We start from the raw sequence: 26,286 nt of genomic DNA on the forward strand, positions 1-26,286 counted from the left end.
ACCTCCTGGCAACGGACATAACGGTCATCGATCGGCTCACGCTCAACTCACGCAAAAGCACATTTTCATAAAAAAAACGGCCGGCTCGCACGAAGCATAGCCGGCCGTTTTTGGCGACTCATCACATTATTGCTGCGGAGCCGGTTCCGGCTGCGCCGAGCCCGATGCGGGATCGTTCAGGAGCGCCTTGGACGACAGACGCACGCGACCCTTCTCGTCCGTCTGAATGACCTTGACCTTCACCTGCTGACCTTCGCTCAGATAGTCCTTGATGTCCTTGATGCGCTCGTTCGCAATCTCGGAAATGTGCAGCAGACCGTCCTTGCCCGGCAGAATATTGACGATTGCACCGAACTCGAGCAGCTTGAGTACCGTGCCCTCGTACACTTGGCCGACCTCGACTTCCATCGTGATTGCCTCGATGCGGCGCTTCGCTTCGGCCATGCCTTCGCTGCTCGTGCTCGCGATCGTCACGACACCGTCGTCGGAGATATCGATCGTCGTACCCGTTTCCTCGGTCAGCGCGCGAATCACCGAACCACCCTTGCCGATCACGTCGCGGATCTTCTCGGGGTTGATTTTCACCGTGATCATGCGCGGCGCGAACTCGGAAAGCTGCGTGTTCACGCCGGCCACCGCTTCCTTCATCTTGCCGAGAATGTGCAGACGGCCTTCCTTCGCCTGTGCGAGCGCGACCTGCATGATTTCCTTCGTGATGCCCTGGATCTTGATGTCCATCTGCAAGGCGGTGATGCCGTCAGCCGTACCGGCCACCTTGAAGTCCATGTCGCCGAGGTGGTCCTCGTCGCCGAGGATGTCGGTCAGCACCGCGAACTTGTTGCCATCGAGAATGAGGCCCATCGCGATGCCGGCCACGTGCGCCTTCATCGGCACGCCGGCGTCCATCAACGCGAGGCAGCCGCCGCACACCGACGCCATCGACGACGAACCGTTCGACTCGGTGATTTCCGACACGACGCGGATCGAATAGCCGAACTCTTCGGCGCTCGGCAGGCACGCCACCAGCGCGCGCTTGGCGAGCCTGCCATGGCCGATCTCGCGACGCTTCGGCGAACCGACGCGGCCCGTCTCGCCCGTGGCGAACGGCGGCATGTTGTAGTGAAGCATGAAGCGCTCGCGATATTCGCCTTCGAGCGCGTCGATGATCTGCTCGTCGCCCCGCGTGCCGAGCGTGGCCACGACGAGCGCTTGCGTCTCGCCGCGCGTAAAGAGCGCCGAGCCGTGCGTACGCGGCAGCACGCCCGTGCGGATTTCGATCGGGCGCACGGTGCGCGTGTCGCGTCCGTCGATGCGCGGCTCGCCGTTCAAAATCTGGCTGCGGACAATCTTCGCTTCGATATCGAACAGCACGTTGCCGAGGGTGGCTTTGTCGATCGGCATTTTGCCGGCCGCAAGCGCTTGCTCATCGAGCTTCACGCCGGTGGCGGCGTAAATTTCCTTCAGCTTCGCCGAGCGCGCCTGCTTGTTGCGCAACAGATACGCTGCCGCGAGATCGGCGTGCGCGAGTTCCGTCACGCGGGCAATCAGCGCTTCGTCCTTGGCCGCCGGCTGCCAGTCCCATTCAGGCTTGCCGCCTTCACGCACGAGTTCGTGAATGGCGTCGATGGCGACTTGCATCTGGTCGTGTCCGAATACGACCGCGCCGAGCATGACGTCCTCGGGCAGTTGATCGGCCTCGGATTCGACCATCAGCACGGCACGCTCGGTTCCGGCGACGATCAGGTCGAGTTGCGACGCTTTGCTTTGCGTACGGGTGGGGTTCAGCACGTACTGATTGTCGACGTAGGCGACGCGCGCGGCACCGACGGGACCGTTGAACGGCAGGCCCGACACTGCGAGCGCGGCCGACGCGCCGATCAATGCGGGAATATCGGCGGGCACTTCGGGGTTCACCGACAGCACGTGCACGACGACCTGCACTTCGTTGTAGAAACCTTCCGGAAAAAGCGGGCGCAGCGGCCGGTCGATCAGGCGCGAAGTCAGCGTCTCGTGCTCGGACGGACGGCCTTCGCGGCGGAAAAACCCGCCCGGAATCTTACCGGCGGAGTAGGTTTTTTCGAGGTAATCGACCGTCAGCGGGAAGAAATCCTGACCCGGCTTGGCGGTTTTCGCACCGACCACGGTGGCGAGTACGACGGTGTCTTCGATGTCGACGATGACGGCGCCGCTTGCTTGACGGGCGACTTCACCCGTCTCGAGGCGAACGTTGTGCTGCCCCCACTTAAATTCTTTGACGACTTTATTGAATATGGACATGGTCACTCCTTCTCACTTTTTGTGCTGCTTCATCGCTCGAATCGCAACGCTTGCCTTCGATCAGGCAAACACTGCGCCGGCGGCCGACACGTCGGCGGGAAGAGAAGTGTTATGCCATTCCAGCGCCATGCTCGCGAAATACGCGTGCGTCGTACTGGAATGACACAAAGCTCTGCCCGCTACGGGACGGCCTTGAGGTGAAACCCGGCGCGCCATTCGGCGCTGGCGGGTTCGTGGCACGCTGGATGGCGTGCCGGTTTGTTTCGTCGGGCGGCAGGAAGTGCTTTGGGTAAGGCTGGGGTGCACTGCCTGCGGCGCCGACTTCCAGCGCGGGATCGGACTAAGCGCTAAAGCCCTAAGGCCGGTCCCGCACTGGATGGGACAGCAGTAAACGCTAAAGCACTAACTGCCGCCGACTCCAGCGCGGGATCGGACTAACCGCTAAAGCGCTAAGCCCGATCGACCGCTGGATGGGACAGCAGTAAGCGCTAAAGCGCTAACTGCTGTCGACAAAAAACAAAATGCCCGTATCAGCAAACTGACACAGGCATCTCGCATAAAACGACGACCACCGATTACTTACGCAGACCCAACTGCTCAATCAGCGAACGGTAACGGTCGGCATCTTTGCCCTTCAAGTAGTCAAGCAGCTTACGACGACGGCTCACCATACGCAGCAAGCCGCGGCGGCTGTGATGATCCTTCGTGTGCGACTTGAAATGGAACGTCAATTCGTTGATGCGCGCGGTCAGCAACGCAACCTGCACTTCGGGCGAACCCGTGTCGTTCGCGGCGCGCGCGAACTTCGCAACAACTTCGGACTTCTTGATATCAGCGTTAGACATGTGGTTTCCTTTGATACAAACAAGCGGTCACGGAAGAAAGGCCGTGCCGTGGAGTACGACAAACAAACAACGCCTGCAAAACAGGCGAAGCGCGCATTGTAGCACGCGGACGCTACTGCCCCTACTCCCGCTTGAGCCGGCAAACGCTGGGCACGGCGCTCTGCTCCGGCGCAAGCGCCAGCACGGTGCGAAAGCCGTAGCCGGAGCCCTCGTTGTCGAACCGGACGCCCGGCGTGCCAACGCGGTCCATTTCCATTACATAAAGGGGTTGAAGCAGTTGGTGATCGTCAGCGCTCATCGTCGCACGCTGAAAACCGTTGTCGTAAGTCATGCCTTCCAGCGCACGAGCCACGGCCGCCGCCTGCGTCGAGCGCGCGCGCGAAACCGCAGCGGCAAGCATTTCCACCATGATGTCCATGCGCAAAATCGGGTAATCGTCGCGAACCGCCGGGAAACGCGCGCGAAACGCAGCATAGTAAGCATCCGAAGCGCCAGGATTCGCGCCCGCGGCCCGATTCGGAAACAGCGCCGACGCGCCCGCATTCGGGTGCCAGTCAGCCACAGCCAGCACGCGCTTGACGCCGGCGTCGCCGAGCGCCGCCGGCGCTCCCAGGCTGTTGCCGTAAAACGTATAGAACTTGCCGTCGAAGCCCTGCTCGCGCGCCGCCTTCACGAGCAACGTCAGATCGTTCCCCCAGTTGCCGGTGACCACCGCGTCAGCGCCGCTCGTGCGGATCTTCGCGATGTAAGGCGCGAAATCTTTGATGCGGCCGATCGGATGAAATTCATCGCCGACAATCGCAATGTCCGAGCGCCGCTGCGCAAGTGCCGCGCGCGCAAGCGAACTCACATCGCGGCCAAAGCTGTAGTCCTGATTGAGAAAGTAGACTTTCTTGACCGAACGATCTCGCGACAGCACGTCCGCCAACGCATTCATCCGCATGCCGGCGTGCGCGTCGAACCTGAAGTGCCAGAAACTGCAGCCGGCCCCCGTCAGCGAGGGATCATCGGCCGAGTAGTTCAGAAATAGCTCGCGATTGTCCGGCTCGCGCGCATTGTGCTTGTTCACGGCGCCGATGAGCGCCGCCGCCACCGCCGAGCCGTTGCCTTGCAGAATGAACGGGATGTGGCGGTCAGCCGCCGCGCGCTGTTGGGCTAGCGCTTCGTCGACACTGCCACGGCTGTCCAGCACGATAAGCTCCAGCGGATGCGCGCCGTCGGCAAGCGTCACGCCGCCCCGCGCATTCACTCGTTCGATACCGAAGCGCACATTGCGCTCGACCGCCGCGCCCGCGTTGGCGAACGGCCCCGACATCCCCTCGATCAACGCCAGCCGGACCGGCTCGCCCATAGGGCCAGCCGCTGCGGCCGCGACCGCACACCCGAGCGTTGCGCCCATCACGACCGCCATCGTCATGCGAAACAACCCGTTGCTCATCGACGCCTCTGCGCTTGAAATCAATCGAAGCGCGGATCATAGGCCGCGCGGGCACCTCGGAGCAAGCGCGCTAAGCGTGCACGCAGCGCGAAGCCGTGATAAAACCGCCTGAAGCACGCGCGCGTTGGTCGATGTGTCCGCGCGAATTCGAGGAAACGGAGGGTTTTTTCATGTCGATGCGAAAGCGTCTTTCAGCCACGCTCGCCTGCACGGCTTTGCTACTGGCCGGTTGCGTCCAGCCTTGGCAGCGCTTTCAACCGGGCGAGGACCAATCGGCGCTCGTCGCACGCTTCGGCCCACCGCGCGAGGTGTACGACCTGCCCGACGGCGGCAAGCGGTTGATGTGGCCGACCCAGCCAATGGGCGAAGTCACGACAGCGGCCGACATCGATCGCACCGGCAAAGTCGTGAGCCTGCGCCAGGTACTGCAGCCGAACGAGTTCTACAAGGCGCAGATCGGGCAATGGACCAAGCGCGACGTACTCGTCAATTTCGGCCGCCCGGTGGAAACCTCGTACTTTCCGCTGATGAAGCGCGAGGTATGGACCTATCGCTATCTCGAAGATAACGTCTGGTACCTGCTCTATAGCTTTTACTTCGATGATCAGGGCATCTTGCGGCTCACGCAGAAAACGCCCGATCCACTGCACGAGCCCGATCGCAATCGGTTCGGGTTCTAAGCCGAATGGCACTTACTTCATGAAGTCACGACTTGACTTCCCCTTTACACGCAAGATCGATGTTTAGTTCGCATTGGTGGAAAGTAAAGTCCGGTGCAACGACCAGACGAATTGCCGAATTAGGAGCCTCTAAATTAGGGGGCGATGCTCCAACTTCACTTCGTGGGACGCACCACGAACGGGTCCGGCAGAAATGCCATATCAGCCCGAACCGCTACTGGAACCTGCAGCTCGTCAGCCATTTTTTGCAGACATTGCGTGAGTTCGTTCGATAAGACGGGGACCCGCCGGGCAGAGATGGCGACGCCCGACGCCGGAAGGTCGCGGCCTTTCAGTTCATCGATTGTGCGGTCGATCATCCGGGCAAAGTCAATGAACAGCGGGCGCCGCTCGGGGAGGGCGTCGAGACAGTCGTCGATCGAGCCGGGCCTCATCGGTCTATCGGAGGGTGGAATCATTACGCGCGGGATAAACGGCCCATCGTACAGATTCGTATATACCGGCTGCCGCCGGATATCGGCAGTCCACTGCGCGGTGACGTCGGGGATACGCCCCGGTATGCTGATCGGTTTGTCAGACGGCCCCTCGCCGAATGCTTGCCGCTTAAATTCCGTTGGATTGTCAAAGTATGGGGGCAAAAGCTCGAGCTTTACGCCCGACGGACCCGGATAAACTACCGGCTCGGCGGCCGGCCTTGCGGCGCGGAACGTCGCTTTGCACGCGGGTGCGTCCGGCCCCCGTTCGTTGCGGAAGACCAACCTTGCCAGCGCGGCACCGATACTCGGACGCTCAGAGCCTTCCTTTCTTTGCTCATCGGCGCGGTTGTTGGCGCCACCTCCATCATCGGCGCGACCCACCAGCCTCCTCGCCAAACCATTCAGTTTCATCACCACTCCCCCCACAAACGCGGTCACTCTCGTTCTACCACCACATGCTTGCTCGAAGCCTCCAGCCACGTAGCCGAGTCCGCCGGTGCGAAAAAGATACTTTCGGTGATGATGATCGGCCGTTTCGGTGAACGTGATTAGTTTGGAAGGTGCTGTTGCGCGGCTTTGTTCAGCAGGGTAGGAGCCCACCCACTTGGTTGTGGACACAACTATGCATTTTTGACGCGAGCGGGCCTGCCGAACGAATTCCACAGGTTCAGTAGGTTGCCGATGATCACGCCCTCGCGCTGCTGCGACTCTTGATGTACCAAACGAGATGGTCGTGCCAGCGTGTCGCCGGCTGGTCATGAACAACCGCATTGGCCGGTGGTGGAGTCACCGGCAGCACGCCGCAGGCTGACCACGCCCCGGTCTGCGCAATGCTGTAATACGCGCCGTCTGCGATCACGCAGTCGACGTTCACGTCGACCGCCAGCACCGCATCCAGACTCGCCTCGTCAAAGGCGTGATCCTCGATGATCGCGATCTGGTGGACATTCATCTCCGGATCGATCGACAGATGCATCTTGCGCCACGGCGTCTGGCGCGCATCGCGGCCGTACATTTGCCGATGCCATTCGCTGGCCCGGCCAAACTTCATCCCGCTGCTGTTGTTGAGGTTCGCAAATTCTGCTAGCCATGATCACGAAACCCGCTGGCGGTGCGCACGAAATTCGCTAGCATCGGCTGTGGTGCCGATGGTTTGACGCGAATGGCAGACAGGGCCATCGCAGCCTGCAGACGCGTCATCGGCTTGGTACCTAGCGGGTGGAGCACGCGCGCGATCTCGATCTAGCGGTAGCCGACAGTGACATAGCGTCTCCGAAAGAAAGTGTTGATAGCGGAATTTAAGACGACAGTTCGGCCGCTAGCAAGTCAACGGCCCGACGGAAATGTTGCTGAATCGCTACGGCGCGAGCGACACGTGAGCAACGGAAATCACATGTAGATCAATAGTTTGCGGAGATTTCTCGCTAGCATATTTTGTGATCACGGCTAGCAGAATTTACGAACCCCAACAATAAGCAAAGAAAGCGAGAGAGCCGCCGAAAAATCGCTGCACTGCCGCATCATTGGTTTCGCTTCGAAGAGCACTCCTTCGCGATCGATCGAACAAACTCCCGTCAAGCGCTTAGCGTTGCGTTCGAGGCAACGAGCTTTCAAAAATACTGATGATCCGCTTTTACAACAAGCTAGGTTTATCCTCTTATCTACCGTTTGCCCCTGCTGGCGAGCCGCCCGAAATCGAACGCGCAGCCTTGCGCAGCGATATCGGAGCGAGGGCGACGGTACTTCAAGCGTTGAGTGCCTTCGAGCCTTCTTGCACGCACGAGTACGGCAGACGGTCTTCGACACCCGCTCTCCCTGTCATCACCGCCTCGCAAAATCATGCCGCTGACACGCGACGCCCACTCGCGCTGGCTGCGCATCGAATCGTCCCGATCCCGGCGCAGACGAATTTCGCCGACGTCGTGCAATCGCTCGAGGAGACCGGCGTCGCCGGCGACAGCGAATTGAAACGTGCCGTGGCCGAGTGGTTGCAGCAGGAAGAAGCCGCCGAACACTTCTCGATGCGTTTCCAGCCGCTATACAACAAGCCGAGCGCGCCCGGCCATCCGACCTCCGCGCGCAAAGTCTCGCATTACGAGGCTTTGATCCGGCATCCGCACTATACGCCGCAGGAGTTTATCCCCGCCGTCGAAAAGTGGGCGCCCGTCGAATTGGCGCTGCTCGCTTTGCGTATCACGGCTCAGGCGGCAGCGCGATATCCGGATGCGGCATTGGCGGTCAATATGCCAGGTACCGCATTCAACGATAAGAGACTGCCCTCGCTGGTCGCGAAGGCAATCGCCGAGGCGGGTGTCGAAACGCGTCGCATCTTGATCGAGGTGACAGAAACCGGCCCGCTCCCCAATGTACATCGCATGCGGAGCACGCTCTACGCGTTGCGAGAAGCCGGGCATCAAATCGCAATCGACGATTACGACCTGGGACACACCAGACTCTACATCTCCGCCCTGCGCGATGGGCCGCTCCATTCCCCTTTATGCGATCTCGTCAAGATCGATCGGGAATACGTGGAGCTCATGAATCTCTCGAAATATCCGATGCTTCAGCGCGAGTTGAAAATCATCGACGATCCGTGGGCTCCGTTGACGATCAGTCAGTGGCGCGACGTCCAGGAGGTCCAGCGCGACGCGTTCAACGCTTTCGTCACCTTCGTCGACGACATGCATCGAATGGGCCTTCGCGTAGCCGCCGAAGGCGTAAAGCACCGCATTGAAGCGGCATTGCTCGATTGCGCCAATGTGGACATTCAACAGGGATTCGGACACTCGAAGCCGAGGCCCACCCCGAGCATTGCGTGATCGGTAAGTCAGTATGACTTCCGGGAATTTAAGCGCACCTAAGATTCGCGACTGAACGAGCACGGGCTTGCGTCCGCAACTACAACTTGCGGACTCAATCGATGACAGAGAACTAAGTTGATTTCTTGCCGCTGCGGGTGACCGGCGTGACCGCCGCGGGCAAGCGGAAGTTTGACGCCGAGGGCAAGCGCAGGCTGATTGGGGGGCGTACTTTCCGTGCAAAATCTGGCGGCGGCATCGCGCAGAGCCGCTTGCAGCAAGGCTTTGCGGTTCGGTGGCTTCCGCGCAATCAGCGATCGCGCAAGCCACTGGTCCGTATGGTTTCATGACGTCAAAGCGCCAGATTTTGCACGAATCGAACGATTACCCCGAAAATATGGGCATGCGCCTCAGGCTTAAGTAAGTGCCATTCGTTCTAAGCCCCGAACCTACCGAACGGCCCGCCGCTCACGAACGCTGCGGGTTGACCTTGTCGGTGCCCGAGTACAGTTTGTTGAGCGCCGAAATATAGGCCTTCGCCGAAGCGGCAACGATGTCCGGGTCCGTGCCGACGCCGTTGACGATACGCCCGCTCTTCGACAAACGCACCGTTACCTCGCCTTGCGCCTGTGTACCCGTTGTGATCGCGTTGACGGAGTACAGCAGCAGCTCGGCGCCGCTGCTGGCGCGCTCTTCGATCGCGTTGAGCGTCGCGTCGACCGGACCGTTGCCGTGAGCATCGCCCACCAGTTCCTTGCCGCCGACCGACAACACGATGCGTGCATGCGGCTGCTCACCCGTTTCCGAGCGCTGGGCCAGCGACACGAACTTGAAGTGTTCACGCTCCTGCGCCTGCGCCGATTCTTCGGAGACGATCGCGATGATATCTTCGTCGAAGATTTCCGCTTTGCGGTCTGCTAGTTCTTTGAAGCGCGCAAATGCCGCGTTGACCTCGGCTTCGCTTTCGAGCGCGATGTTCAATTCCTGCAAACGCTGCTTGAACGCATTGCGGCCCGACAGCTTGCCCAGCACGATCTTGTTGGCCGACCAGCCCACGTCTTCGGCGCGCATGATCTCGTACGTATCGCGCGCCTTCAACACGCCATCCTGGTGAATGCCCGACGCATGAGCGAAGGCGTTCGCACCGACCACTGCCTTGTTCGGCTGCACGACGAAGCCGGTGATCTGCGAGACGAGCTTCGAAGCCGGCACGATCTGTGTGGCATCGAGCCCGAGTTCAAGGTTGAAATAATCCTTGCGCGTTCTGACGGCCATCACGATTTCTTCGAGCGCGGTATTGCCGGCGCGCTCGCCCAAGCCATTGATCGTGCACTCGACCTGACGCGCCCCGCCGATCTTCACGCCCGCCAGCGAGTTCGCCACTGCCATGCCAAGATCGTTATGGCAATGCACCGAGAACACGGCCTTATCGGAGTTCGGAATGCGCTCGCGCAGCGTCTTCACGAGGTTGCCGTAGAGTTCCGGCACGCCGTAGCCGACGGTGTCGGCAATGTTGATCGTCGTGGCCCCTTCGGCGATCACGGCCTCGAGCACACGGCACAAAAAGTCCATATCGGTGCGGCTGCCGTCTTCGGGCGAGAATTCCACGTCGTCGGTGAACTGGCGCGCGAAGCGCACGGCAAGGCGTGCCTGTTCGTAGACTTGATCAGGCGTCATCCGCAACTTCTTCTCCATATGCAGAGCCGAAGTGGCGATGAACGTGTGAATCCGAAAGCGTTCCGCCGGACGCAACGCATCCGCTGCCCGCTGGATGTCTTTGTCGTTCGCGCGCGCCAGCGAGCAAACGGTGCTCTCTTTCACGATCGAGGCGATGGCATTGATGGCGTCGAAGTCACCGTTCGAGCTTGCCGCGAAGCCGGCCTCGATCACGTCGACCTTCATCCGTTCGAGCTGCCTCGCAATGCGAATCTTTTCTTCTTTCGTCATCGACGCACCCGGCGACTGCTCGCCATCGCGCAACGTCGTGTCGAAAATAATCAGTTTGTCTGCCATCTCGGGTCTCCAGGGGCGATATATACAGTCGGAACAGGCAATTCAGCGGGAAATCCAGCGCCACCGCTGGCAACGCCGAATAACGAACGAGGCAGACGGGGCGGAAACGGTCAGCGCGGTAGGCGCGCCAACGCTAGTGCTAGGCCGCATAGCGGCGCACCGGCGAGGAAGGAAAGGCGGGGAAAGGCGGCATTCGACATGCCGCCGAATATAACGGCATTCGGAAAAACGTGCAATCGGCAAGCGCCTCGATCGTAGGTTGCCTCGCGATGACCGGCAATCGAAGGCACTCGGACCGGCGGGGATGGTCACTCGGATTACCATCAACCGAAGGGCGCGGTCATGGTCAGCAACCCGGGCTCATTCTGGCCGCGGGTGGTCAGCGATGCGGAACACCGCGGCGTACCGCGGAACTTGATTACCGCGGCACTACGCGCATTGCGGCTTTGGCCGTCAGCCAACTCTCAGCGGATTTCGCATTACAACTGGAAATACTTGGGGAATTTACATGCAGCGCGCCACGCTTCTCGATTTATCTCAAATAGTGCGTTATTCGAAAAATATCCCTGCTCCTTCGGATAAACCTAGCAAAATTGGTAGTTCGAGCGAATCAATCATTGCTACGATTCACGACACTAAATCGATATTCAATGCCGCGACTTCCCTCACAATTCCGCCGCACCGGAAGCATCGCAAGGAGACCATGATGACGACTTATGTCTTTAAACTCAAGACCGATAACAATTACTACTGGACGATCGATAACAACGGCTTCATTGTGTTGACTTCGAACGTTGACGACGCAGATCAGTTCGAGTTCGATAATACAGCGCTTTCTCTCAGAGTCGTGATTGGCATCGACTATGCAAAGGACGAGAGTTCATATTTCGGTCAATATCTGGCCCCTGTCTCATCGAATCTCGTTCAATGTTCCCACATGCCGTCTTCGTATGGGATAGGCCTGCAAGGTATGCAAATACAGTTCGAATGGAATCCAACCACTTCCCTATTGACATACGAAGGTAACAATATTGTGGCGATGGATGTCCCCTCTTGGAAGTGGGAAGACAACCCTTACTGGTTTACGTATTCAGGGTGCGATCAGATTCAACTCGAACCACCCCGCGTTGAGTGAGATCGCTCCGGGTACGGCCCGGTGAGATTGGCGTTCCCCGCAGCCTCGCGAGGGAAAACCCGCCGCTAATGATGATCGTGCGGCGCCGAGCGCGCTGGGTTCGCGCGGCGACGCAGCGCCAAATAGGCCCAGAACGCATAGCCCGAAAGGCCGTAGAGCACGAACAGCAAAAAGAGCATCAGCGGAGGATCCGACGAGACGAGTACGAACGCCATCACCACCAGCAAAATCGCGGCGAACGGCACGCGGTGGCGCACATCGAGCGCCTTGCCGCTGTAAAACGGCGCGTTCGATACCATCGTCACGCCCGCATAGACGGCCAGCGCGAACGCCACCCAGGGCAGCCAGACAAGCTTGAGCGGCACGCGGTTGTCCGTGGCGAGCCACACGAACCCGGCAATCAGCGCCGCCGCCGCCGGGCTCGGCAACCCCTGGAAAAACCGCTTATCGACCACGCCGATATTCGTGTTGAAACGGGCGAGCCGCAACGCGGCGCCCGAGCAATAAACGAACGCGGCAAGCCAGCCCCAGCGCCCGAGGTCCTTGAGCACCCACTCGTACATGACGAGCGCCGGCGCCACGCCGAACGACACCATGTCCGACAAGCTGTCGAATTGCTCGCCGAATGCGCTTTGCGTGTGCGTCATACGCGCCACGCGACCGTCCATGCCGTCGAGCACCATCGCAACGAAGATCGCGATCGCTGCAATCTCGAAACGCACGTTCATCGCCTGCACGACGGCGAAAAACCCGCAAAAGAGCGCGGCCGTCGTGAACGCGTTGGGCAGCAAGTAGATGCCGCGTTTGCGCAGGAACTGCTGGCGCGCGGCACGCCGACGCTCGGCCGGCGCGGGCGCCGACGCGGCATCCGCGGCAATCCCCTTGTGCCGGCGAAAAGGCCGCGGCAGCGGCGAAGCGCCGCCACGCGGGCGACGCGGTTTGAATGCGGCCATCGAACTCTCCTCGAAAGGCCTGGCTTATAGCTCGGCGAGAATCGTCGAGGAGGCATACACCTTCTCGCCGATCGAAACCTTGGCGCGGCTGCCGAGCGGCAAATAGACATCGACGCGCGAACCAAAGCGGATGAAGCCGTAGCGCTGGCCACGCGTGAGCGGCTCTCCCGCGCGCACGTAGCAAAGAATGCGTCGCGCGATCAGGCCGGCGATCTGCACGGACGTGACAGTATGCCCGCTGCCCGTATGAATCACGATCGCATTTCGCTCGTTTTCGACCGATGCCTTATCGATTGCCGCGTTCAGGTAAGCGCCGGGAAAATACTCGACCTTCGCAATCGCACCATCGACGGGCGAACGTTGCGAATGCACGTTGAACACGTTCATGAATACGCTGATCTTGAGCGCCTCCCGATCGGCATAGGGATCGCGCGTCGTCTCCACCGCAACGATGCGGCCATCGGCCGGGCACAGCACCGCGTTCGGCTCGCTCGGAATCGGGCGCTGCGGATCGCGGAAGAACTGCACGACGAAAATCAGAAGCAGCCAGAACGGCCAGGCCAGGCCGAACCCCGCAATCGCATGGATCAACAGCGCGACGACCGCGGCAATCGCAATAAACGGCCAGCCTTCGCGCGCGATGATCGGATGTGGGTAATTCATGGGTCGTTCAGTCTTTTTGTAAAACCGTAGGATAGCAAAAGCCGTCCGGCGCAAGAGCGCGCGGGACGGCTTTCACGAGTGCGAGCAAGCTGCGCCGGGCCACATGCACCGCTGGCCGGCGTCAGCGTTCGCTTTGCTTAGTTCTTCGATTGGTCGACGAGCTTGTTCTGCGCGATCCACGGCATCATCGCGCGCAGCTTCGCGCCGACTTGCTCGATCTGGTGCTCGCCCATCAGACGGCGACGCGATTGCAGCGTCGGCGCACCGGCGCGGTTCTCGAGGATGAAGCTCTTGGCGTATTCGCCGGTTTGGATGTCTTTGAGGACGTCCTTCATGACCTTCTTCGTCTCTTCCGTGACGACACGCGGGCCGGTCACGTACTCGCCGTATTCGGCGTTGTTGGAGATCGAGTAATTCATGTTGGCGATGCCGCCTTCATAGATCAGATCGACGATCAGCTTGAGCTCGTGCAAGCATTCGAAGTAGGCCATCTCGGGCGCATAACCGGCTTCAACCAACGTCTCGAAGCCGGCCTTGATCAGCTCGACAGTGCCGCCGCACAGCACGGCTTGCTCGCCGAAGAGGTCCGTTTCGGTCTCTTCGCGGAAGTTTGTTTCGATGATGCCGGCACGGCCGCCGCCGTTCGCCGCTGCGTACGAGAGCGCGATATCGCGCGCCGCGCCCGACTTGTCTTGTGCCACGGCGATCAGGTGCGGCACACCGCCGCCTTGCGAATACGTGCCGCGCACCGTGTGGCCCGGTGCTTTCGGGGCAATCATGATGACGTCGAGATCGGCACGCGGAATGACCTGGCCGTAGTGAACGTTAAAGCCGTGTGCGAACGCCAGCGCCGCGCCTTGCTTGGCGTTGGCATGGACTTCGTTTTTATAGACTTCGGCGATCTGCTCGTCGGGCAACAGCATCATGACGACATCGGCGCCCTTCACCGCTTCCGCCACTTCCTTGACCGTCAGGCCAGCGCCTTCCGCCTTCTTCCACGATGCACCGTCGCGGCGCAAGCCCACCGTCACGCGCACGCCGCTGTCTTTCAGGTTCAGCGCGTGGGCATGGCCTTGCGAGCCGTAGCCGATGATCGTGACGTCTTTGCCCTTGATCAGGGAGAGGTCGGCGTCTTTATCGTAGAAAACTTTCATGTTGGTTCCTTCGCGTAATCGATTCAATGAAATTCTTGGGGGCACCCCGGCTCGTAGACGAGGCGCCGGTCAAAGCGGCGCTCACACCTTGAGGATGCGCTCGCCGCGGCCGATTCCCGAGCTGCCCGTGCGGACCGTCTCGAGAATCACCGTGGTATCGAGCCCTCCGATGAAGGCATCGAGCTTGTCGCTCGCACCTGTCAGCTCGATCGTGTAGGTCTTTTCGGTCACGTCGATGATGCGGCCGCGGAAAATGTCCGCCATCCGCTTCATCTCTTCCCGCTCCTTGCCGACTGCTCTTACCTTGATCAGCATCAGCTCGCGCTCGATATGCGCGCCTTCGGTCAAATCGACCACCTTCACCACCTCGATCAGGCGATTCAAGTGCTTCGTGATCTGTTCGATCACGTCATCGGAGCCGATGGAAACAATGGTCAGGCGCGATAACGATTGATCTTCGGTCGGCGCCACCGTCAAGGTTTCGATGTTGTAGCCGCGTGCCGAAAAAAGACCGACGACACGCGAGAGCGCACCCGGTTCGTTTTCCAGCAAGACGGAGATGATGTGTCTCATGTCGTGTTTCCCGTTTATCGTCCGTGTCTCGTTAGAGGTCCTCGGCGCCCAGCAGCATCTCGCTGATGCCCTTGCCGGCTTGAACCATCGGCCAGACGTTTTCGGTCGGATCGGTCTGGAAATCGAGAAACACGGTGCGATCCTTGAGACGCAGCGCCTCCTTCAATGCGGGTTCGACATCCGCCGATTTCTCGACGCGAATGCCGACATGCCCATAGGCCTCGGCCAGCTTCACGAAGTCAGGCAGCGCATCCATGTAGGAATGCGAATAACGCTGGCTATATTCGATCTGCTGCCACTGGCGAACCATGCCCAGGTAGCGGTTGTTGAGCGAGATGATCTTGATCGGCGTGTCGTACTGCTTGCAGGTCGACAGCTCCTGAATGCACATCTGGATCGAACCCTCGCCCGTGATGCAGGCCACCTCGGCATCGGGGTGAGCCATCTTGACGCCCATCGCCGCCGGCAGCCCGAAGCCCATCGTGCCGAGGCCGCCCGAGTTGATCCAGCGGCGCGGTTTGTCGAAGCGATAGAACTGCGCGGCCCACATCTGGTGCTGTCCGACGTCGGAACAGACGAAGGCGTTGCCGTCAGTCAGCTCCCACAGTTTTTCGACGACATACTGCGGCTTGATGATCGTGCTTTCGCGGTCGTACTTGAGGCAATCCTTCGCGCGCCAGCCTTCGATCTCTTTCCACCATTCGGCCAGCGCCTGGGTGTCGGGACCGTGCTCGGCGTGCTGCAACTGCTCGATGAGTTCCTTCAGCACTTCCTTCACGTCGCCGACGATCGGAATATCGACCTTCACGCGCTTGCTGATCGAGGAAGGATCGATATCGATATGAACGATCTTGCGCGGACGCGACGAGAAATGCTGCGGATCGCCAATCACGCGGTCGTCAAAGCGCGCACCGATGGCGATCAGCACGTCGCAGTGCTGCATCGCCATATTGGCTTCGTAGGTGCCGTGCATGCCGAGCATGCCCAGGAACTTTTTATCGCTCGCACGGTAGCCGCCCAGGCCCATCAGCGTGTTCGTGACCGGATAGCCGAGCAGGTCGGCAAACTGATTCAACTCGCGCGCCGCATCGGCCAGCACGATGCCGCCGCCAGTGTAGATGTACGGGCGCTTGGCAGATAACAGCAGCGAGACCGCCTTGCGAATCTGCCCCGAATGGCCCTTCGTCACCGGGTTGTACGAACGAAGCGACACACTCTTGACGGGCTCGTATTGGCAAGCGTGCTTCGAGATGTCTTTCGGGATATCGATGAGTACCGGGCCGGGCCGACCCGTGCGCGCGATATAGAACGCTTTCTTGACCGTGACGGCGAGTTCGCGAACGTCCTTCACGAGGAAGTTGTGCTTCACGCACGGACGCGTGATGCCAACGGTATCGCACTCCTGAAAGGCGTCCTGGCCGATGGCGGCCGTGGGCACCTGGCCGCTGATGATGACAAGCGGGATCGAGTCCATATAGGCGGTGGCGATGCCCGTCACGGCGTTCGTCACGCCGGGGCCGGACGTCACGAGACACACACCGACTTTGCCGGTGGAGCGCGCATAGCCATCGGCCGCGTGCACCGCGGCTTGCTCGTGACGCACGAGCACGTGCTGGACTTTGTCCTGCTTGTAGAGTTCGTCGTAGATGTAAAGCACTGCGCCGCCGGGATAGCCCCACAGCACTTCGACGCCTTCGTCGGCCAGCGCGCGCATCAGCACGGTGGCGCCTATTGACGAGGCTTCATGGGAAGGCGTGGTATCCGACGTGGAGAATTCCGCGCTGGGCATGTTCATCATTCACCTTTCGAATTTTCGGCAAAAAATTGATCGGGTGCTCTCTGCCGGGCTTATGGCTCGGGTTCAAGCGGCGCGTCCAGTTTGACTGGCGGACTTCATGGGTCCGCCCCAAAAAGACAGGTCACGTATGTTGCGAACCGGAGAAGTTAGCTGCTGGCGCTGCTGCGGTCAAGCGAAAATTCGCAATCTGGCACGATAGATGCAGCGGGAACTGACCCGGAATGCGCCCCGAATGCAGCCGCAAAACGACGACAGAACCACCGCGAGCCGCCTTTGGCGCCCCATTTGTCTCGAAAGTTTGCTAGCATCGGCGGGTTTTGCGACATTTTTCAATCGATTACAACGACGTGCGCGCGCTTGGCGCCGCGTTCCCAGGGATGGCATCAGACAAGGAACTCGCTGACTTCCTGACGAGCATCGAAAGACGCGCGTTCAAGCAGACCGTCTACGCTGTGCGCGACGACGATGCCGCCCTCGACATCGTGCAGGACGCGATGATCAAGCTCGCCGAAAAATACGGCGATCGGCCTATTGCCGAGCTCACCCTGCTGTTTCAGCGTATTCTGCAAAATGCCATGCACGATTATTTTCGTCGGCAGAAAGTACGCAATACCTGGGTGAGTTTGTTCTCGTCGTTCAGCAACGCCGACGACGACGAATTCGACCCGCTCGAGACCATCGAAGGGCTGGAGCACAAGAGCGGCTCGGAGAGCAGCGAGCAAAAGCTCGAACGCGAGCAGGTGCTGGCGCTGATCGACAAAGAGATCCAAAAGTTACCGGCACGTCAACGGGAGGCGTTTCTCATGCGTTATTGGGAAGATATGGATGTAGCCGAGACTGCCGCCGCAATGGGGTGCTCCGAAGGCAGTGTCAAGACGCACTGTTCCCGGGCCACGCATACGCTCGCGGTTGCGCTCAAGGCCAAAGGAATTACGCTATGAGCTCCGCCCCCGAAACCACCGAACTCGATTTCGCGCACAAGCTGTGTCGCGCGCTCGACGAGAACGCCGCTCGCTTGCCCGCTTCGGCCGTCGACCGGCTCGCCGCCGCGCGGCGCGTGGCGCTCGCGCGCAAAAAACCCGAGACCGTCGCCGCCGCGGCGTTCGCGCCGGTGCTCGCCCATGCCGGCGCAGTACCGCGCGACGCCAGCCGCGAACGCCCGGAACGTCCCGTCACGCCGCTGCGCCGCTTCATGCGCGTGTGGCCCGTCGTGGTCCTCGTGGCCAGTGTCGCCGTCATCGCTTATTGGGAAAACCTGCAGCGCGCAGCCGAATTGGCCGATATCGACGCGGCCATGCTGAACGACGATCTTCCGCTCAACGCGTATCTGGATCACGGGTTCAACGCGTATCTGTCGCGTGCACGCTGACTAGCATGCGCAGGAGGATATCGGGGTGAGCTACAAGCGCGGCTTGGCCGTCGTTTTCGCGTGTGCCATCGCATCAGCGGTCGTGTTCGCCGCAACCTACCCACGCTTTTTCGGCGAGGCGCCGGTCAGTCGGGTTGGCGCGGCCCCCGCGAGCGCGCCGTCTTCGCCCGCGACGCTCTCCATCGATCTGGCCCCGCTGGTTGTCGACAACAATCCGTTGTCGTGGGCTCATTTGAGCTCGCAGCAACACGCCGCACTGGCTCCGTTCGCCACCGAGTGGGACAGGTTTAGCGACGAGCGAAAGCGTAAATGGATCAAGATCGCATCGCGTTTCGCGAAGATGTCGCCAGAAGCGCAAAAAAGGCTGCACGAACGGATGCAGGAGTGGGTCGGCATGACGCCCGAGCAGCGGCGCGTCGCACGCGAGAACTATCAGGTCTCGAAAGTCCTGCCTCCGCAGGCTCGCCAGAAGGCATGGAAGGCCTATCAGGAACTCACCCCCGAGCAAAAGGCACACTTGGCAGCGCTCGAACGCAAGCGGCGGCCGACCGTCGTCAGCGCCCCGCCTTCCGGGCTGAAAAATGAAATTCACGGTCTGAACCGGCTGGCGGATGCCGGGCCCGCAGCCAGCAGCGGCGCGGCAGCAAGCGCTGCCGGCACGGCGTCGGGCGCGGCGCCGGCGCAACCGCCCGCGTCGGCGCCGGCAGGCAGCCCGCCCGTCGCCCCGACGCCGCTCTCCCCCTCCGAAGCGCCTTCGGTCTTTCGCGGTGCGTGATGCGTTTTGCAGCCCTCGCCCCCATGTCCGATCCCCCGATTCGTCGATCAACAATGATTGACGCTGACAGAGACGGACTGATCGCATGAATGCGTCCGCTGATACCCCCCAAACGGCCCATGACGATGCCGCGCCGACGCCGCCGAGTGTGCGCCGCCGGCTTGCCTCGCTCCTTTACGAAGGGCTGATTCTCTTTGGCATCGTGTTTTTCGCTGGCTATTTGTTCGGCACGTTGACCCAGCAACGCAGCGGGCTCACGCATCGCAACTTGCTCGATGCATGGATCGCGCTCGTGGTTGGGGTCTATTTCGTCTGGTGCTGGACGCACGGCGGCCAGACGCTGCCGATGAAAACCTGGCGGTTACGCGTCGTCGGGCCGCTCGGGGCGCCCGTGCGCCCCGCACGTGCCATTGCGCGTTACCTGCTCGCCTGGCTTTGGTTTTTGCCGCCGCTTGCGCTACATCCGCTGCTGCATCTGCCGTTGCCGGTGACGCTCGTCGTCGCGCTCGTCTGGTTCGTGCTCTGGGCCGCTGCCGCCCGGTTCGACCCTGCCCGCCAGTTTCCGCATGATCGGCTTGCCGGCACACGGCTCGTTGCCGTTGCAGCCGTACCCGACACAGCCAGCGCCCCCGCTTCGTAACCTTAAGCCGTAAAAAGAAATTCGCGTGACTGTCATGTTGCAGTCACGCTCGCGTGGCGCAATGGGCGAATGTCCAACTCGACGCGAGAAGCCATGGACCGCACGACGGCCGCGACTTCCCTTCTTCGGCAGCTCGGCGCAACGATCGAGGCCGTACCCTTTCATCCCGCCGCCCCCGGCGTTTCGCCGCCAACGCACGAGACGGCGCGCGCAAGGGACGTCGACCCTCGCGATGACGACGATACCGATCAGCCGCATCGATATCGGACCATCTGGCTTTCCGACATTCACCTCGGTTCGAGCGGCTGCCAGGCAAACTATCTGCTCGATTTTCTGCGCCATAACGACTCGGAATATCTGTATCTCGTCGGCGATATCATCGACGGCTGGCAGCTGAAAAAAGGCTGGTACTGGCCGCAAGCACACAACGACGTCGTGCAGAAGATCCTGCGCAAAGCGCGCAAGGGCACGCAAGTCACCTACATTCCCGGCAACCACGATGAAGGCGCGCGTCAGTTCTGCGACCTCGCCTTCGGCGATATCCACGTGCGCGGCGAAGCCTTCCATACGACGCTTTCGGGCAAACGTCTGTGGATCGTGCACGGCGACCTGTTCGACGGCGTGATTCAGCACGCCAAGTGGCTCGCCTACCTCGGCGACACCGCCTATACCGCCATTCTCGTGCTCAACCGCTGGTTCAATCGCGCGCGCAGCCGCTTCGGCTTTCAGTACTGGTCGCTCTCGCAGTACCTCAAACATCAAGTCAAAAACGCGGTCAGCTTCATCTCGTCGTTCGAGCACGTGATGGCTGACGAGGCAAGGCGGCGCGGCTGCGACGGCGTCGTCTGCGGTCACATCCATAAAGCCGAGATTCGAGACGTGGACGGCGTGCTCTATTGCAACGACGGTGACTGGGTCGAGAGCTTGTCGGCGCTGGTCGAAACGATGGAGGGCGAGTTGCAGGTGGTTTATTGGACCGTCCTGCGCTCGCCGCAAGCCCAATCGCGCAAAGCCAAAGCAACGGCTTGAACCCACTACAGCACGACTGACAGCACCGGAGACTTTCGCATGAAAATCATGATCGTGACCGACGCGTGGCAACCGCAGGTCAACGGCGTCGTCCGCACGCTCAAGAACACCACGCGCGAGTTGACCGCGCTCGGCCATCGCGTCGAGCTGCTCACACCGCTCGAGTTTCGCACGCTGCCGTGCCCGACTTATCCGGAGATCCGCCTGTCGCTCTTTCCGCGTCGACGCCTGCATGCGCGTATCGACGAGTTCGCGCCCGATGCGCTGCATATCGCCACCGAAGGCCCGCTCGGCCTTGCCGCGCGCCGGTACGCCATCAAGCACGGGCTGCCGTTCACTACCGCCTACCACACACGCTTTCCCGAGTATGTGGAGGCACGCTTCGCGCTGCCCGCCGCGCTCACGTATCGCTTCTTGCGCTGGTTCCATGGGCCTTCGCTCGCGGTGATGGCGCCCACGCCCGTGGTGAAGGCGGACCTCGAACGTTACGGCTTCACGAATGTCGTGCTCTGGAGCCGCGGCGTCGACCTGGAGATCTTCCATCCGATGGAGTCGAAGGTGCTCAACACGGCCAGGCCGATCTTCCTCTACGTCGGGCGAGTTGCCATCGAGAAAAACGTCGAGGCGTTTTTGAAGCTCGATTTGCCCGGCTCGAAGTGGGTGGCCGGCGAAGGGCCGGCGTCAGCCGAGCTCAAATCGCGCTATCCCGAAGTCAACTATCTCGGTGTGCTGACGCAAGCGGAATTGGCAAAGGTCTATGCGGCAGCCGACGTCTTCGTCTTTCCGAGCCGCACCGATACGTTCGGTCTGGTGCTGCTCGAAGCACTCGCGTGCGGCACACCGGTGGCCGCGTATCCGGTCACCGGGCCGATCGACGTGCTCGCCGACGGCCCCGCCGGTGCGATGAACGAAGACCTGCGCGAAGCCTGCCTCGATGCGCTGAAGATCGAACGCGCCGATGCACGTGCCTGGGCAGAACGGTTCTCGTGGCGCGCGGCATCCGAGCAGTTCGCCACGCATTTGAAGCCGCTCACACCAGTGCTTCGGCGCGAGGAAAGTGCCGCCGCATGAAACGCGACGACCCGCTCACGCAACACGAGCCGCACGAGCCGCTCGGCCCCGACGATCCGCTCGCGCCGCCGCCGTTCAACCCCTACAAGGGCAACCGCGGCGTCACGCGTGCATGGCATGCGCTCAAGAATTCGGTCAACGGGTTTCGCGTCGCCATTCGCGAGGAAAGCGCGTTTCGCCAGGAACTGACACTCGCCGCCTTGCTCGTGCCGGCGGGCGTGCTCGTTCCGGTGGACGCGGTGTCGCACGTGCTGTTGATCGGCTCAGTATTGCTCGTTCTGATTGTGGAGTTGCTGAATTCGAGCGTCGAGGCGGCCATCGACCGCATCTCGCTCGAGCGTCACGAGCTCTCGCGTCGCGCCAAAGACCTCGGCAGCGCGGCCGTAACGGTTGCGCTGCTCGTATGCGCGCTGACGTGGGGACTCCTCGCCGGGCCCCTCGTTGCCGCGTGGGTTGCCCGATTGATCGGCTAAACCGCAGTTCGGCGCGGCACGGCGTTGCGAACGATCGTACTAATCCATGAAAACCCCAGGACCGGTCGAGAAAGAGAACGACCGGTTTATAATCGGCCCACAATAACCGAGACATATAACCAAAGCCGGGCAGAAAGACGCAGGTCCCGTGTGGACCGCGCGCTGCCGGGCACCACTGGGCCGGACGACATGGAAGCGAAAACTCCCCGCCGCACGCGCGAACGGATACTCGAATTGTCGTTGAAACTATTCAACGAAATCGGCGAGCCGAACGTCACGACAACGACGATCGCAGAGGAAATGGAGATCAGCCCCGGCAATCTCTATTACCACTTCCGCAATAAAGACGACATCATCAACAGCATCTTCGCCCAGTTCGAGCAGGCGATCGAAAAGCGCTTACGGTTTCCCGAGGATCATCGTCCAACGATCGACGAGACCTGGTCGTATCTGCAATATATGGCCGACTTCATGTGGCAATATCGCTTTCTCTATCGCGACTTGAACGATCTGCTCGCCCGCAATCGCACGCTCGAGACGCATTTCAAGCAGATCATCAGCCATAAGGTGCGCTTCGCGCGCGAGTTGTGTGAACTGCTCGTGGCCGATGACGAAATGGTCGCCACACCCGAAGAAATTCAAGTCATCGCGACGAACATGGGCGTCATCGCCACGTATTGGCTGTCCTACCAATTCGTCATGCATCCGCGCAAATACAACGAACAAGAAACGATTCGCGTGGAGCTGCATCAGGTGAGCGTGCACGTCATTTCGATCATGGCGCCGTATCTGCGCGGCCGCTCGCGGCAGATCTTCGACGACCTCGTATCGGGCAAGCTGCCGATGCGCGAATTCCACGACTATCTGCCGCCGCGCGATACCGCGGCCGCCAAGGGCGCAGCCAAGGGAATGCAGCCATGAAGGCAGTGTGTGTCTACTGCGGGTCGTCGCCGGGTGTGCGGCCCGTCTACGCACAAGCCGCCGAGGCGTTCGGCCGCGCACTCGTCGCGGCAGGCTGCTCGCTCGTTTATGGCGGCGGGCGCGTCGGGCTGATGGGCACCGTCGCCGACGCCGTGCTCGCGGCAGGCGGGCGCGCGGTGGGCGTCATTCCGAAGCTGCTCGTCGATAAAGAGATCGGCCATACGGGGTTGACCGAGCTTCACGTCGTCCCCGACATGCACGAGCGCAAGAAAATGATGGCCGATTTGTCCGATGCGTTCGTCGCACTGCCCGGCGGCGCGGGCACGCTCGAAGAACTGTTCGAGGTCTATACGTGGGCGCAACTCGGCTATCACGCGAAAGCCACCGGACTCCTCGATGTCGACGGCTACTTCCGGCCGCTTCTCGCCATGCTCGAACATACGGTGCGCGAAGGCTTTATGCAGCAAGCCTATCTGGACGTGCTGCAAATCGATGCCGATGCACCTGGCCTCGTCGACAAGCTGCGTCGTTATCAGCCCCGCGCCCGCGATAAGTGGGCCAGCGGGCGCGAGGCAATTTGAAGCGGGCGCCGAACACGATGCCGCGCGTTGCTCTCATTACCGGTGCGAGTCGCGGAATTGGCCGCGCGACGGCCCTCGCGCTGGCATCGATCGGATGGGCCGTGGGCATCAATTACACGCGTCGTATGGAGGCGGCCCAACAAACGGCGGCGGATGTGGAAGCGGCGGGCGGCCAAGCCTTGCTCTTGCAGGCAGACGTGGCCGATGAGCGCGCAGTATCCGCGATGTTCGACGCACTTGCCGAGCGCTTCGGCTATATCGACGCGCTCGTGAACAATGCCGGCATCGTTGCGGCATCGATGCCGCTCGCGGACATGGACGCCGCGCGGCTCGCTCGCATGTTCGAAGTCAACGTGCTCGGCGCCTATCTCTGCGCACGCGAGGCGGCGCGCCGCATGTCGACCGATCGCGGCGGGCGCGGTGGGGCGATCGTCAATGTGTCGTCGGCCGCATCGCGGCTCGGTTCGCCGAACGAATACGTCGACTACGCAGGCTCCAAAGGCGCTGTCGACACGATGACGATCGGCCTGGCCAAGGAACTCGGGCCGCGCGGCGTGCGCGTCAATGCCGTTCGACCCGGCCTCATCGAAACCGAGATTCACGCAAGCGGTGGTCGGCCCGAGCGCGCGAGCGTGCTCGGCGCACAAACGCCGCTTGGCCGGGCTGGCCACGCCGATGAGGTGGCCGCCGCCATCGTCTGGCTGCTCGACGAGCAAGCGTCGTATGTCAACGGCGCGCTGCTCGATGTGAGCGGCGGACGCTGAGCCGCCGAGTACCGTGCGCCGAGCGTCTATCGCATCGATCAGAACGACGAACCGGGCTCGCGCAGGAACGCAAGTTCCTCCTCGGTGGACACGCGGCCGAGCACCGCATTGCGATGCGGAAAACGCCCGAACCGCTCGATGATCACCGCGTGCTGACGCGCGTATCGCAAATAGCCTTGCTCGCCCGTTTCGCGCGCGAGTTCGCTGAAAAGCCGAACCGATTCCGACTGGGCCTCGCGCGACTCCGCATGCTCGAACGGCAGGTAGGCGAACGCGCGGTGATGCAGCGACGGCAACGTTAAATCCGCACCGCTCGCGATGAGGCCGCGGGCCACAGCAAGCGCGCGCCCATCGGCCGCGAACGCCGCGAGTGTGCCGCGATGGATATTGCGCGAGAACTGATCGAGCACGATGATCAGCGCCAGCGTGCCGAGCGGCGAGCGCTGCCAGCTGTCGCATTCGCCTCCGCTGGCGCCTGCAAGCGTCGCGCCGAACTGCTCGCGCAGCGTCGCGTCGAACGCGTCGTCGCGCGCGAACCAGCGGTCCCATTCCTGTCCGAAACGCGGCGAGCCGGGTTCGCCGAACCAGAAAGCGAGCACCGCTTGCGCGGACGGTTCGAGCGTGGCGTAGTCATCGGCAGCAGCCGTCGTGCGCTCGGGATGCGGCGTGGTGCCTTCGTTAGTCGACGTTGTCATGCGAACTCCAGTACGAGCCGGCGCGTACGCGCGCTTTTTTTCTCCAGCTTGGCGACGCGCAGCGCGCCGATCTCCGCCGTGTTGCGTACATGCGTGCCGCCGCACGGCTGCAAATCGACGTTCTCGATCCGCAACAGCCGCACGCGGCCAAGCCCCATCGGCGGCTTCACGCTCATCGTGCGCACCAGGTCCGGCCGCGCGGCCATTTCATCGTCGGTGATCCACTCGGTGGCGACGCGATGTTGCGAGCTCACCAGCTCGGCAAGCCTCGCCTCGACATGTTCGCGCTCGATGGGCTCGGTCGTGGCGAAGTCGAGTCGCGCGTAGCCTGCCGTGATGCTGCAGCCGTCGACCGGGTATGGCAGCACCGCGCACATCAGATGGCTCGCGGTGTGCAGCTTCATGTGCCGGTAGCGTCGCGTCCAGTCGATTTCCGCATTCACCGGCTCGCCGGCACGCAGCCGCTCGAGCACGGCCGCCTGGCCCGGCGCGGGCACGTGCAGCGCGTCGTCGGGCGTCGCGCCCTCGAATTTCGCCTTGCGTGTGTCGGCAATCTCGACTCGCGTGCCGTCGGCGAGGATGAGCGCGCCGGTGTCGCCCGCTTGCCCGCCGCCCAGCGGATAGAAAACCGTGCGATCGAGCATGATGCCCTCCTCGCCGATCGATACGATCTGCGCGTCGCAGCGGACCAGGTACGCGTCTTCTCGAAATAACGCCTGTGTCGCCATTGCTCGTTTCCTCGAAAATCGGGTTCTACGGCGAACGTGTCGTGCTGGCGTTGGCCGAACGCGACATGGTCACTTGTCATTCGATCACGATTATCGCAGCGAGCGCGCTCGTCGGAACAGGCCGTCTTCGGCTCGCCGGCCATCGGCACTGTACCGGCCAGTCAACCGGGCCGGTTGCGCGGTCAGTTCGGGGGGCTCGCGATGCGGCAACTCGAGATCGAAACCGCGGCGAACGCCAAGGACCGCAGGTAAAAAAGACGTCGGCGCCGGCCAAAGGGTATACAGTGGTCGGACTGGTCGCCAACGAGCGACTTCCTGCTTCGGGGCCCCCATGCGATCGCAACTCAAATCTGCTTCGGCTGCCATTGGCGGCGAAAGCGAGTACGCCGTCGAACGCAGAACGCGTACTCATATACTCGACACGGCGGATGCTTTGA

26 protein-coding genes are annotated in these 26,286 nt (G+C 61.6%); 13 read left to right on the forward strand and 13 right to left on the reverse strand.

Going from position 1 to position 26,286, the window contains the following annotated elements:
* Positions 1-126: 126 nt before the first annotated feature.
* The 3 genes from pnp to ACSQ20_RS14345 all read right to left on the reverse strand — a co-directional run bounded on the left by pnp (position 127) and on the right by ACSQ20_RS14345 (position 4,539).
* Entirely contained in the window at positions 127-2,277 is a 2,151-nt protein-coding gene (gene pnp, locus ACSQ20_RS14335) for a polyribonucleotide nucleotidyltransferase (RefSeq protein ID WP_436021007.1), read from the reverse strand.
* A 575-nt stretch (positions 2,278-2,852) separates the two neighbouring features.
* Positions 2,853-3,122 carry a 30S ribosomal protein S15 gene (gene rpsO, locus ACSQ20_RS14340; protein ID WP_436021009.1) on the reverse strand — a complete coding sequence of 90 codons (270 nt, stop codon included), beginning with the start codon at positions 3,120-3,122 and terminating at the stop codon, positions 2,853-2,855.
* A gap of 121 nt (positions 3,123-3,243) precedes the next feature.
* The gene (locus ACSQ20_RS14345) at positions 3,244-4,539 is read right to left on the reverse strand and encodes a branched-chain amino acid ABC transporter substrate-binding protein (RefSeq protein WP_436023116.1); all 1,296 of its coding nucleotides are present in this window, start codon (positions 4,537-4,539) and stop codon (positions 3,244-3,246) included.
* 191 nt (positions 4,540-4,730) lie between these two features.
* Here ACSQ20_RS14345 and ACSQ20_RS14350 point away from each other — a divergent pair, with 191 nt between their 5' ends.
* Entirely contained in the window at positions 4,731-5,240 is a 510-nt protein-coding gene (locus tag ACSQ20_RS14350) for a hypothetical protein (protein WP_436021011.1), read from the forward strand.
* A gap of 155 nt (positions 5,241-5,395) precedes the next feature.
* Here ACSQ20_RS14350 and ACSQ20_RS14355 read toward each other — a convergent pair whose 3' ends face one another.
* Together ACSQ20_RS14355 and ACSQ20_RS14360 are read right to left on the reverse strand one after the other, a co-directional pair.
* On the reverse strand, positions 5,396-6,127 hold the full coding sequence (locus ACSQ20_RS14355; protein ID WP_436021013.1) for a hypothetical protein: 732 nt from the start codon (positions 6,125-6,127) through the stop codon (positions 5,396-5,398).
* A gap of 274 nt (positions 6,128-6,401) precedes the next feature.
* A complete protein-coding gene (locus ACSQ20_RS14360; protein WP_436021015.1) occupies positions 6,402-6,731 on the reverse strand; it encodes a hypothetical protein in 330 nt (109 codons plus the stop codon).
* Positions 6,732-7,338: 607 nt separating this feature from the next.
* On the opposite strand from ACSQ20_RS14360, the gene ACSQ20_RS14365 reads away from it, so the two are divergent.
* On the forward strand, positions 7,339-8,535 hold the full coding sequence (locus ACSQ20_RS14365) for an EAL domain-containing protein (RefSeq protein WP_436021017.1): 1,197 nt from the start codon (positions 7,339-7,341) through the stop codon (positions 8,533-8,535).
* A gap of 447 nt (positions 8,536-8,982) precedes the next feature.
* Here the strand turns inward: ACSQ20_RS14365 and ACSQ20_RS14370 are convergent, their stop codons facing one another.
* Positions 8,983-10,527 (reverse strand): 2-isopropylmalate synthase, encoded by a 1,545-nt coding sequence (locus tag ACSQ20_RS14370; protein ID WP_436021019.1) that lies wholly within the window; start codon positions 10,525-10,527, stop codon positions 8,983-8,985.
* A gap of 508 nt (positions 10,528-11,035) precedes the next feature.
* On the opposite strand from ACSQ20_RS14370, the gene ACSQ20_RS14375 reads away from it, so the two are divergent.
* Positions 11,036-11,662: a hypothetical protein gene (locus ACSQ20_RS14375; protein WP_436021021.1), complete on the forward strand. Its 627-nt coding sequence runs from the start codon at positions 11,036-11,038 to the stop codon at positions 11,660-11,662.
* Between the two features lie 65 nt (positions 11,663-11,727).
* Here ACSQ20_RS14375 and pssA read toward each other — a convergent pair whose 3' ends face one another.
* The 5 genes from pssA to ACSQ20_RS14400 all read right to left on the reverse strand — a co-directional run bounded on the left by pssA (position 11,728) and on the right by ACSQ20_RS14400 (position 16,800).
* On the reverse strand, positions 11,728-12,615 hold the full coding sequence (pssA, locus tag ACSQ20_RS14380) for a CDP-diacylglycerol--serine O-phosphatidyltransferase (protein ID WP_436021023.1): 888 nt from the start codon (positions 12,613-12,615) through the stop codon (positions 11,728-11,730).
* 24 nt (positions 12,616-12,639) lie between these two features.
* On the reverse strand, positions 12,640-13,278 hold the full coding sequence (locus tag ACSQ20_RS14385) for a phosphatidylserine decarboxylase (RefSeq protein ID WP_436021025.1): 639 nt from the start codon (positions 13,276-13,278) through the stop codon (positions 12,640-12,642).
* A gap of 137 nt (positions 13,279-13,415) precedes the next feature.
* Positions 13,416-14,432 carry a ketol-acid reductoisomerase gene (ilvC, locus tag ACSQ20_RS14390; RefSeq protein ID WP_436021027.1) on the reverse strand — a complete coding sequence of 339 codons (1,017 nt, stop codon included), beginning with the start codon at positions 14,430-14,432 and terminating at the stop codon, positions 13,416-13,418.
* Between the two features lie 81 nt (positions 14,433-14,513).
* Positions 14,514-15,005 carry an acetolactate synthase small subunit gene (gene ilvN / locus ACSQ20_RS14395; protein WP_436021029.1) on the reverse strand — a complete coding sequence of 164 codons (492 nt, stop codon included), beginning with the start codon at positions 15,003-15,005 and terminating at the stop codon, positions 14,514-14,516.
* 31 nt (positions 15,006-15,036) lie between these two features.
* Positions 15,037-16,800 carry an acetolactate synthase 3 catalytic subunit gene (locus tag ACSQ20_RS14400; RefSeq protein ID WP_436023118.1) on the reverse strand — a complete coding sequence of 588 codons (1,764 nt, stop codon included), beginning with the start codon at positions 16,798-16,800 and terminating at the stop codon, positions 15,037-15,039.
* Between the two features lie 380 nt (positions 16,801-17,180).
* On the opposite strand from ACSQ20_RS14400, the gene ACSQ20_RS14405 reads away from it, so the two are divergent.
* The 10 genes from ACSQ20_RS14405 to ACSQ20_RS14450 all read left to right on the forward strand — a co-directional run bounded on the left by ACSQ20_RS14405 (position 17,181) and on the right by ACSQ20_RS14450 (position 24,426).
* On the forward strand, positions 17,181-17,744 hold the full coding sequence (locus ACSQ20_RS14405) for an RNA polymerase sigma factor (RefSeq protein ID WP_436023120.1): 564 nt from the start codon (positions 17,181-17,183) through the stop codon (positions 17,742-17,744).
* A complete protein-coding gene (locus tag ACSQ20_RS14410) occupies positions 17,741-18,172 on the forward strand; it encodes a DUF3619 family protein (protein WP_436021031.1) in 432 nt (143 codons plus the stop codon). Before ACSQ20_RS14405 ends, ACSQ20_RS14410 begins: the two co-directional genes overlap by 4 nt.
* A gap of 25 nt (positions 18,173-18,197) precedes the next feature.
* Entirely contained in the window at positions 18,198-18,947 is a 750-nt protein-coding gene (locus ACSQ20_RS14415) for a DUF3106 domain-containing protein (protein ID WP_436021033.1), read from the forward strand.
* Positions 18,948-19,032: 85 nt separating this feature from the next.
* Complete coding sequence (locus ACSQ20_RS14420; RefSeq protein WP_436021035.1) at positions 19,033-19,587, forward strand: RDD family protein; 555 nt, start codon at positions 19,033-19,035, stop codon at positions 19,585-19,587.
* 93 nt (positions 19,588-19,680) lie between these two features.
* On the forward strand, positions 19,681-20,616 hold the full coding sequence (locus ACSQ20_RS14425) for a UDP-2,3-diacylglucosamine diphosphatase (RefSeq protein WP_436021037.1): 936 nt from the start codon (positions 19,681-19,683) through the stop codon (positions 20,614-20,616).
* 39 nt (positions 20,617-20,655) lie between these two features.
* Positions 20,656-21,687: a glycosyltransferase family 4 protein gene (locus ACSQ20_RS14430; protein ID WP_436021039.1), complete on the forward strand. Its 1,032-nt coding sequence runs from the start codon at positions 20,656-20,658 to the stop codon at positions 21,685-21,687.
* On the forward strand, positions 21,684-22,160 hold the full coding sequence (locus ACSQ20_RS14435) for a diacylglycerol kinase (protein ID WP_436021041.1): 477 nt from the start codon (positions 21,684-21,686) through the stop codon (positions 22,158-22,160). Before ACSQ20_RS14430 ends, ACSQ20_RS14435 begins: the two co-directional genes overlap by 4 nt.
* Positions 22,161-22,349: 189 nt before the next feature.
* Positions 22,350-23,081, forward strand: a complete 732-nt coding sequence (locus ACSQ20_RS14440; RefSeq protein WP_436023122.1) for a TetR/AcrR family transcriptional regulator — start codon at positions 22,350-22,352, stop codon at positions 23,079-23,081.
* Positions 23,078-23,662: a TIGR00730 family Rossman fold protein gene (locus tag ACSQ20_RS14445; RefSeq protein WP_436021043.1), complete on the forward strand. Its 585-nt coding sequence runs from the start codon at positions 23,078-23,080 to the stop codon at positions 23,660-23,662. Before ACSQ20_RS14440 ends, ACSQ20_RS14445 begins: the two co-directional genes overlap by 4 nt.
* A gap of 17 nt (positions 23,663-23,679) precedes the next feature.
* On the forward strand, positions 23,680-24,426 hold the full coding sequence (locus ACSQ20_RS14450; RefSeq protein WP_436021045.1) for an SDR family oxidoreductase: 747 nt from the start codon (positions 23,680-23,682) through the stop codon (positions 24,424-24,426).
* Positions 24,427-24,464: 38 nt separating this feature from the next.
* Here ACSQ20_RS14450 and ACSQ20_RS14455 read toward each other — a convergent pair whose 3' ends face one another.
* Together ACSQ20_RS14455 and ACSQ20_RS14460 are read right to left on the reverse strand one after the other, a co-directional pair.
* Positions 24,465-25,121, reverse strand: a complete 657-nt coding sequence (locus ACSQ20_RS14455; protein ID WP_436021047.1) for a DUF924 family protein — start codon at positions 25,119-25,121, stop codon at positions 24,465-24,467.
* Entirely contained in the window at positions 25,118-25,849 is a 732-nt protein-coding gene (locus tag ACSQ20_RS14460; RefSeq protein ID WP_436021049.1) for an alanyl-tRNA editing protein, read from the reverse strand. The genes ACSQ20_RS14455 and ACSQ20_RS14460 overlap by 4 nt, the downstream gene beginning before the upstream one ends.
* Positions 25,850-26,286 lie beyond the last annotated feature (437 nt).

Source organism: Trinickia sp. LjRoot230, assembly GCF_964253315.1.
Classification (GTDB): domain Bacteria; phylum Pseudomonadota; class Gammaproteobacteria; order Burkholderiales; family Burkholderiaceae; genus Trinickia.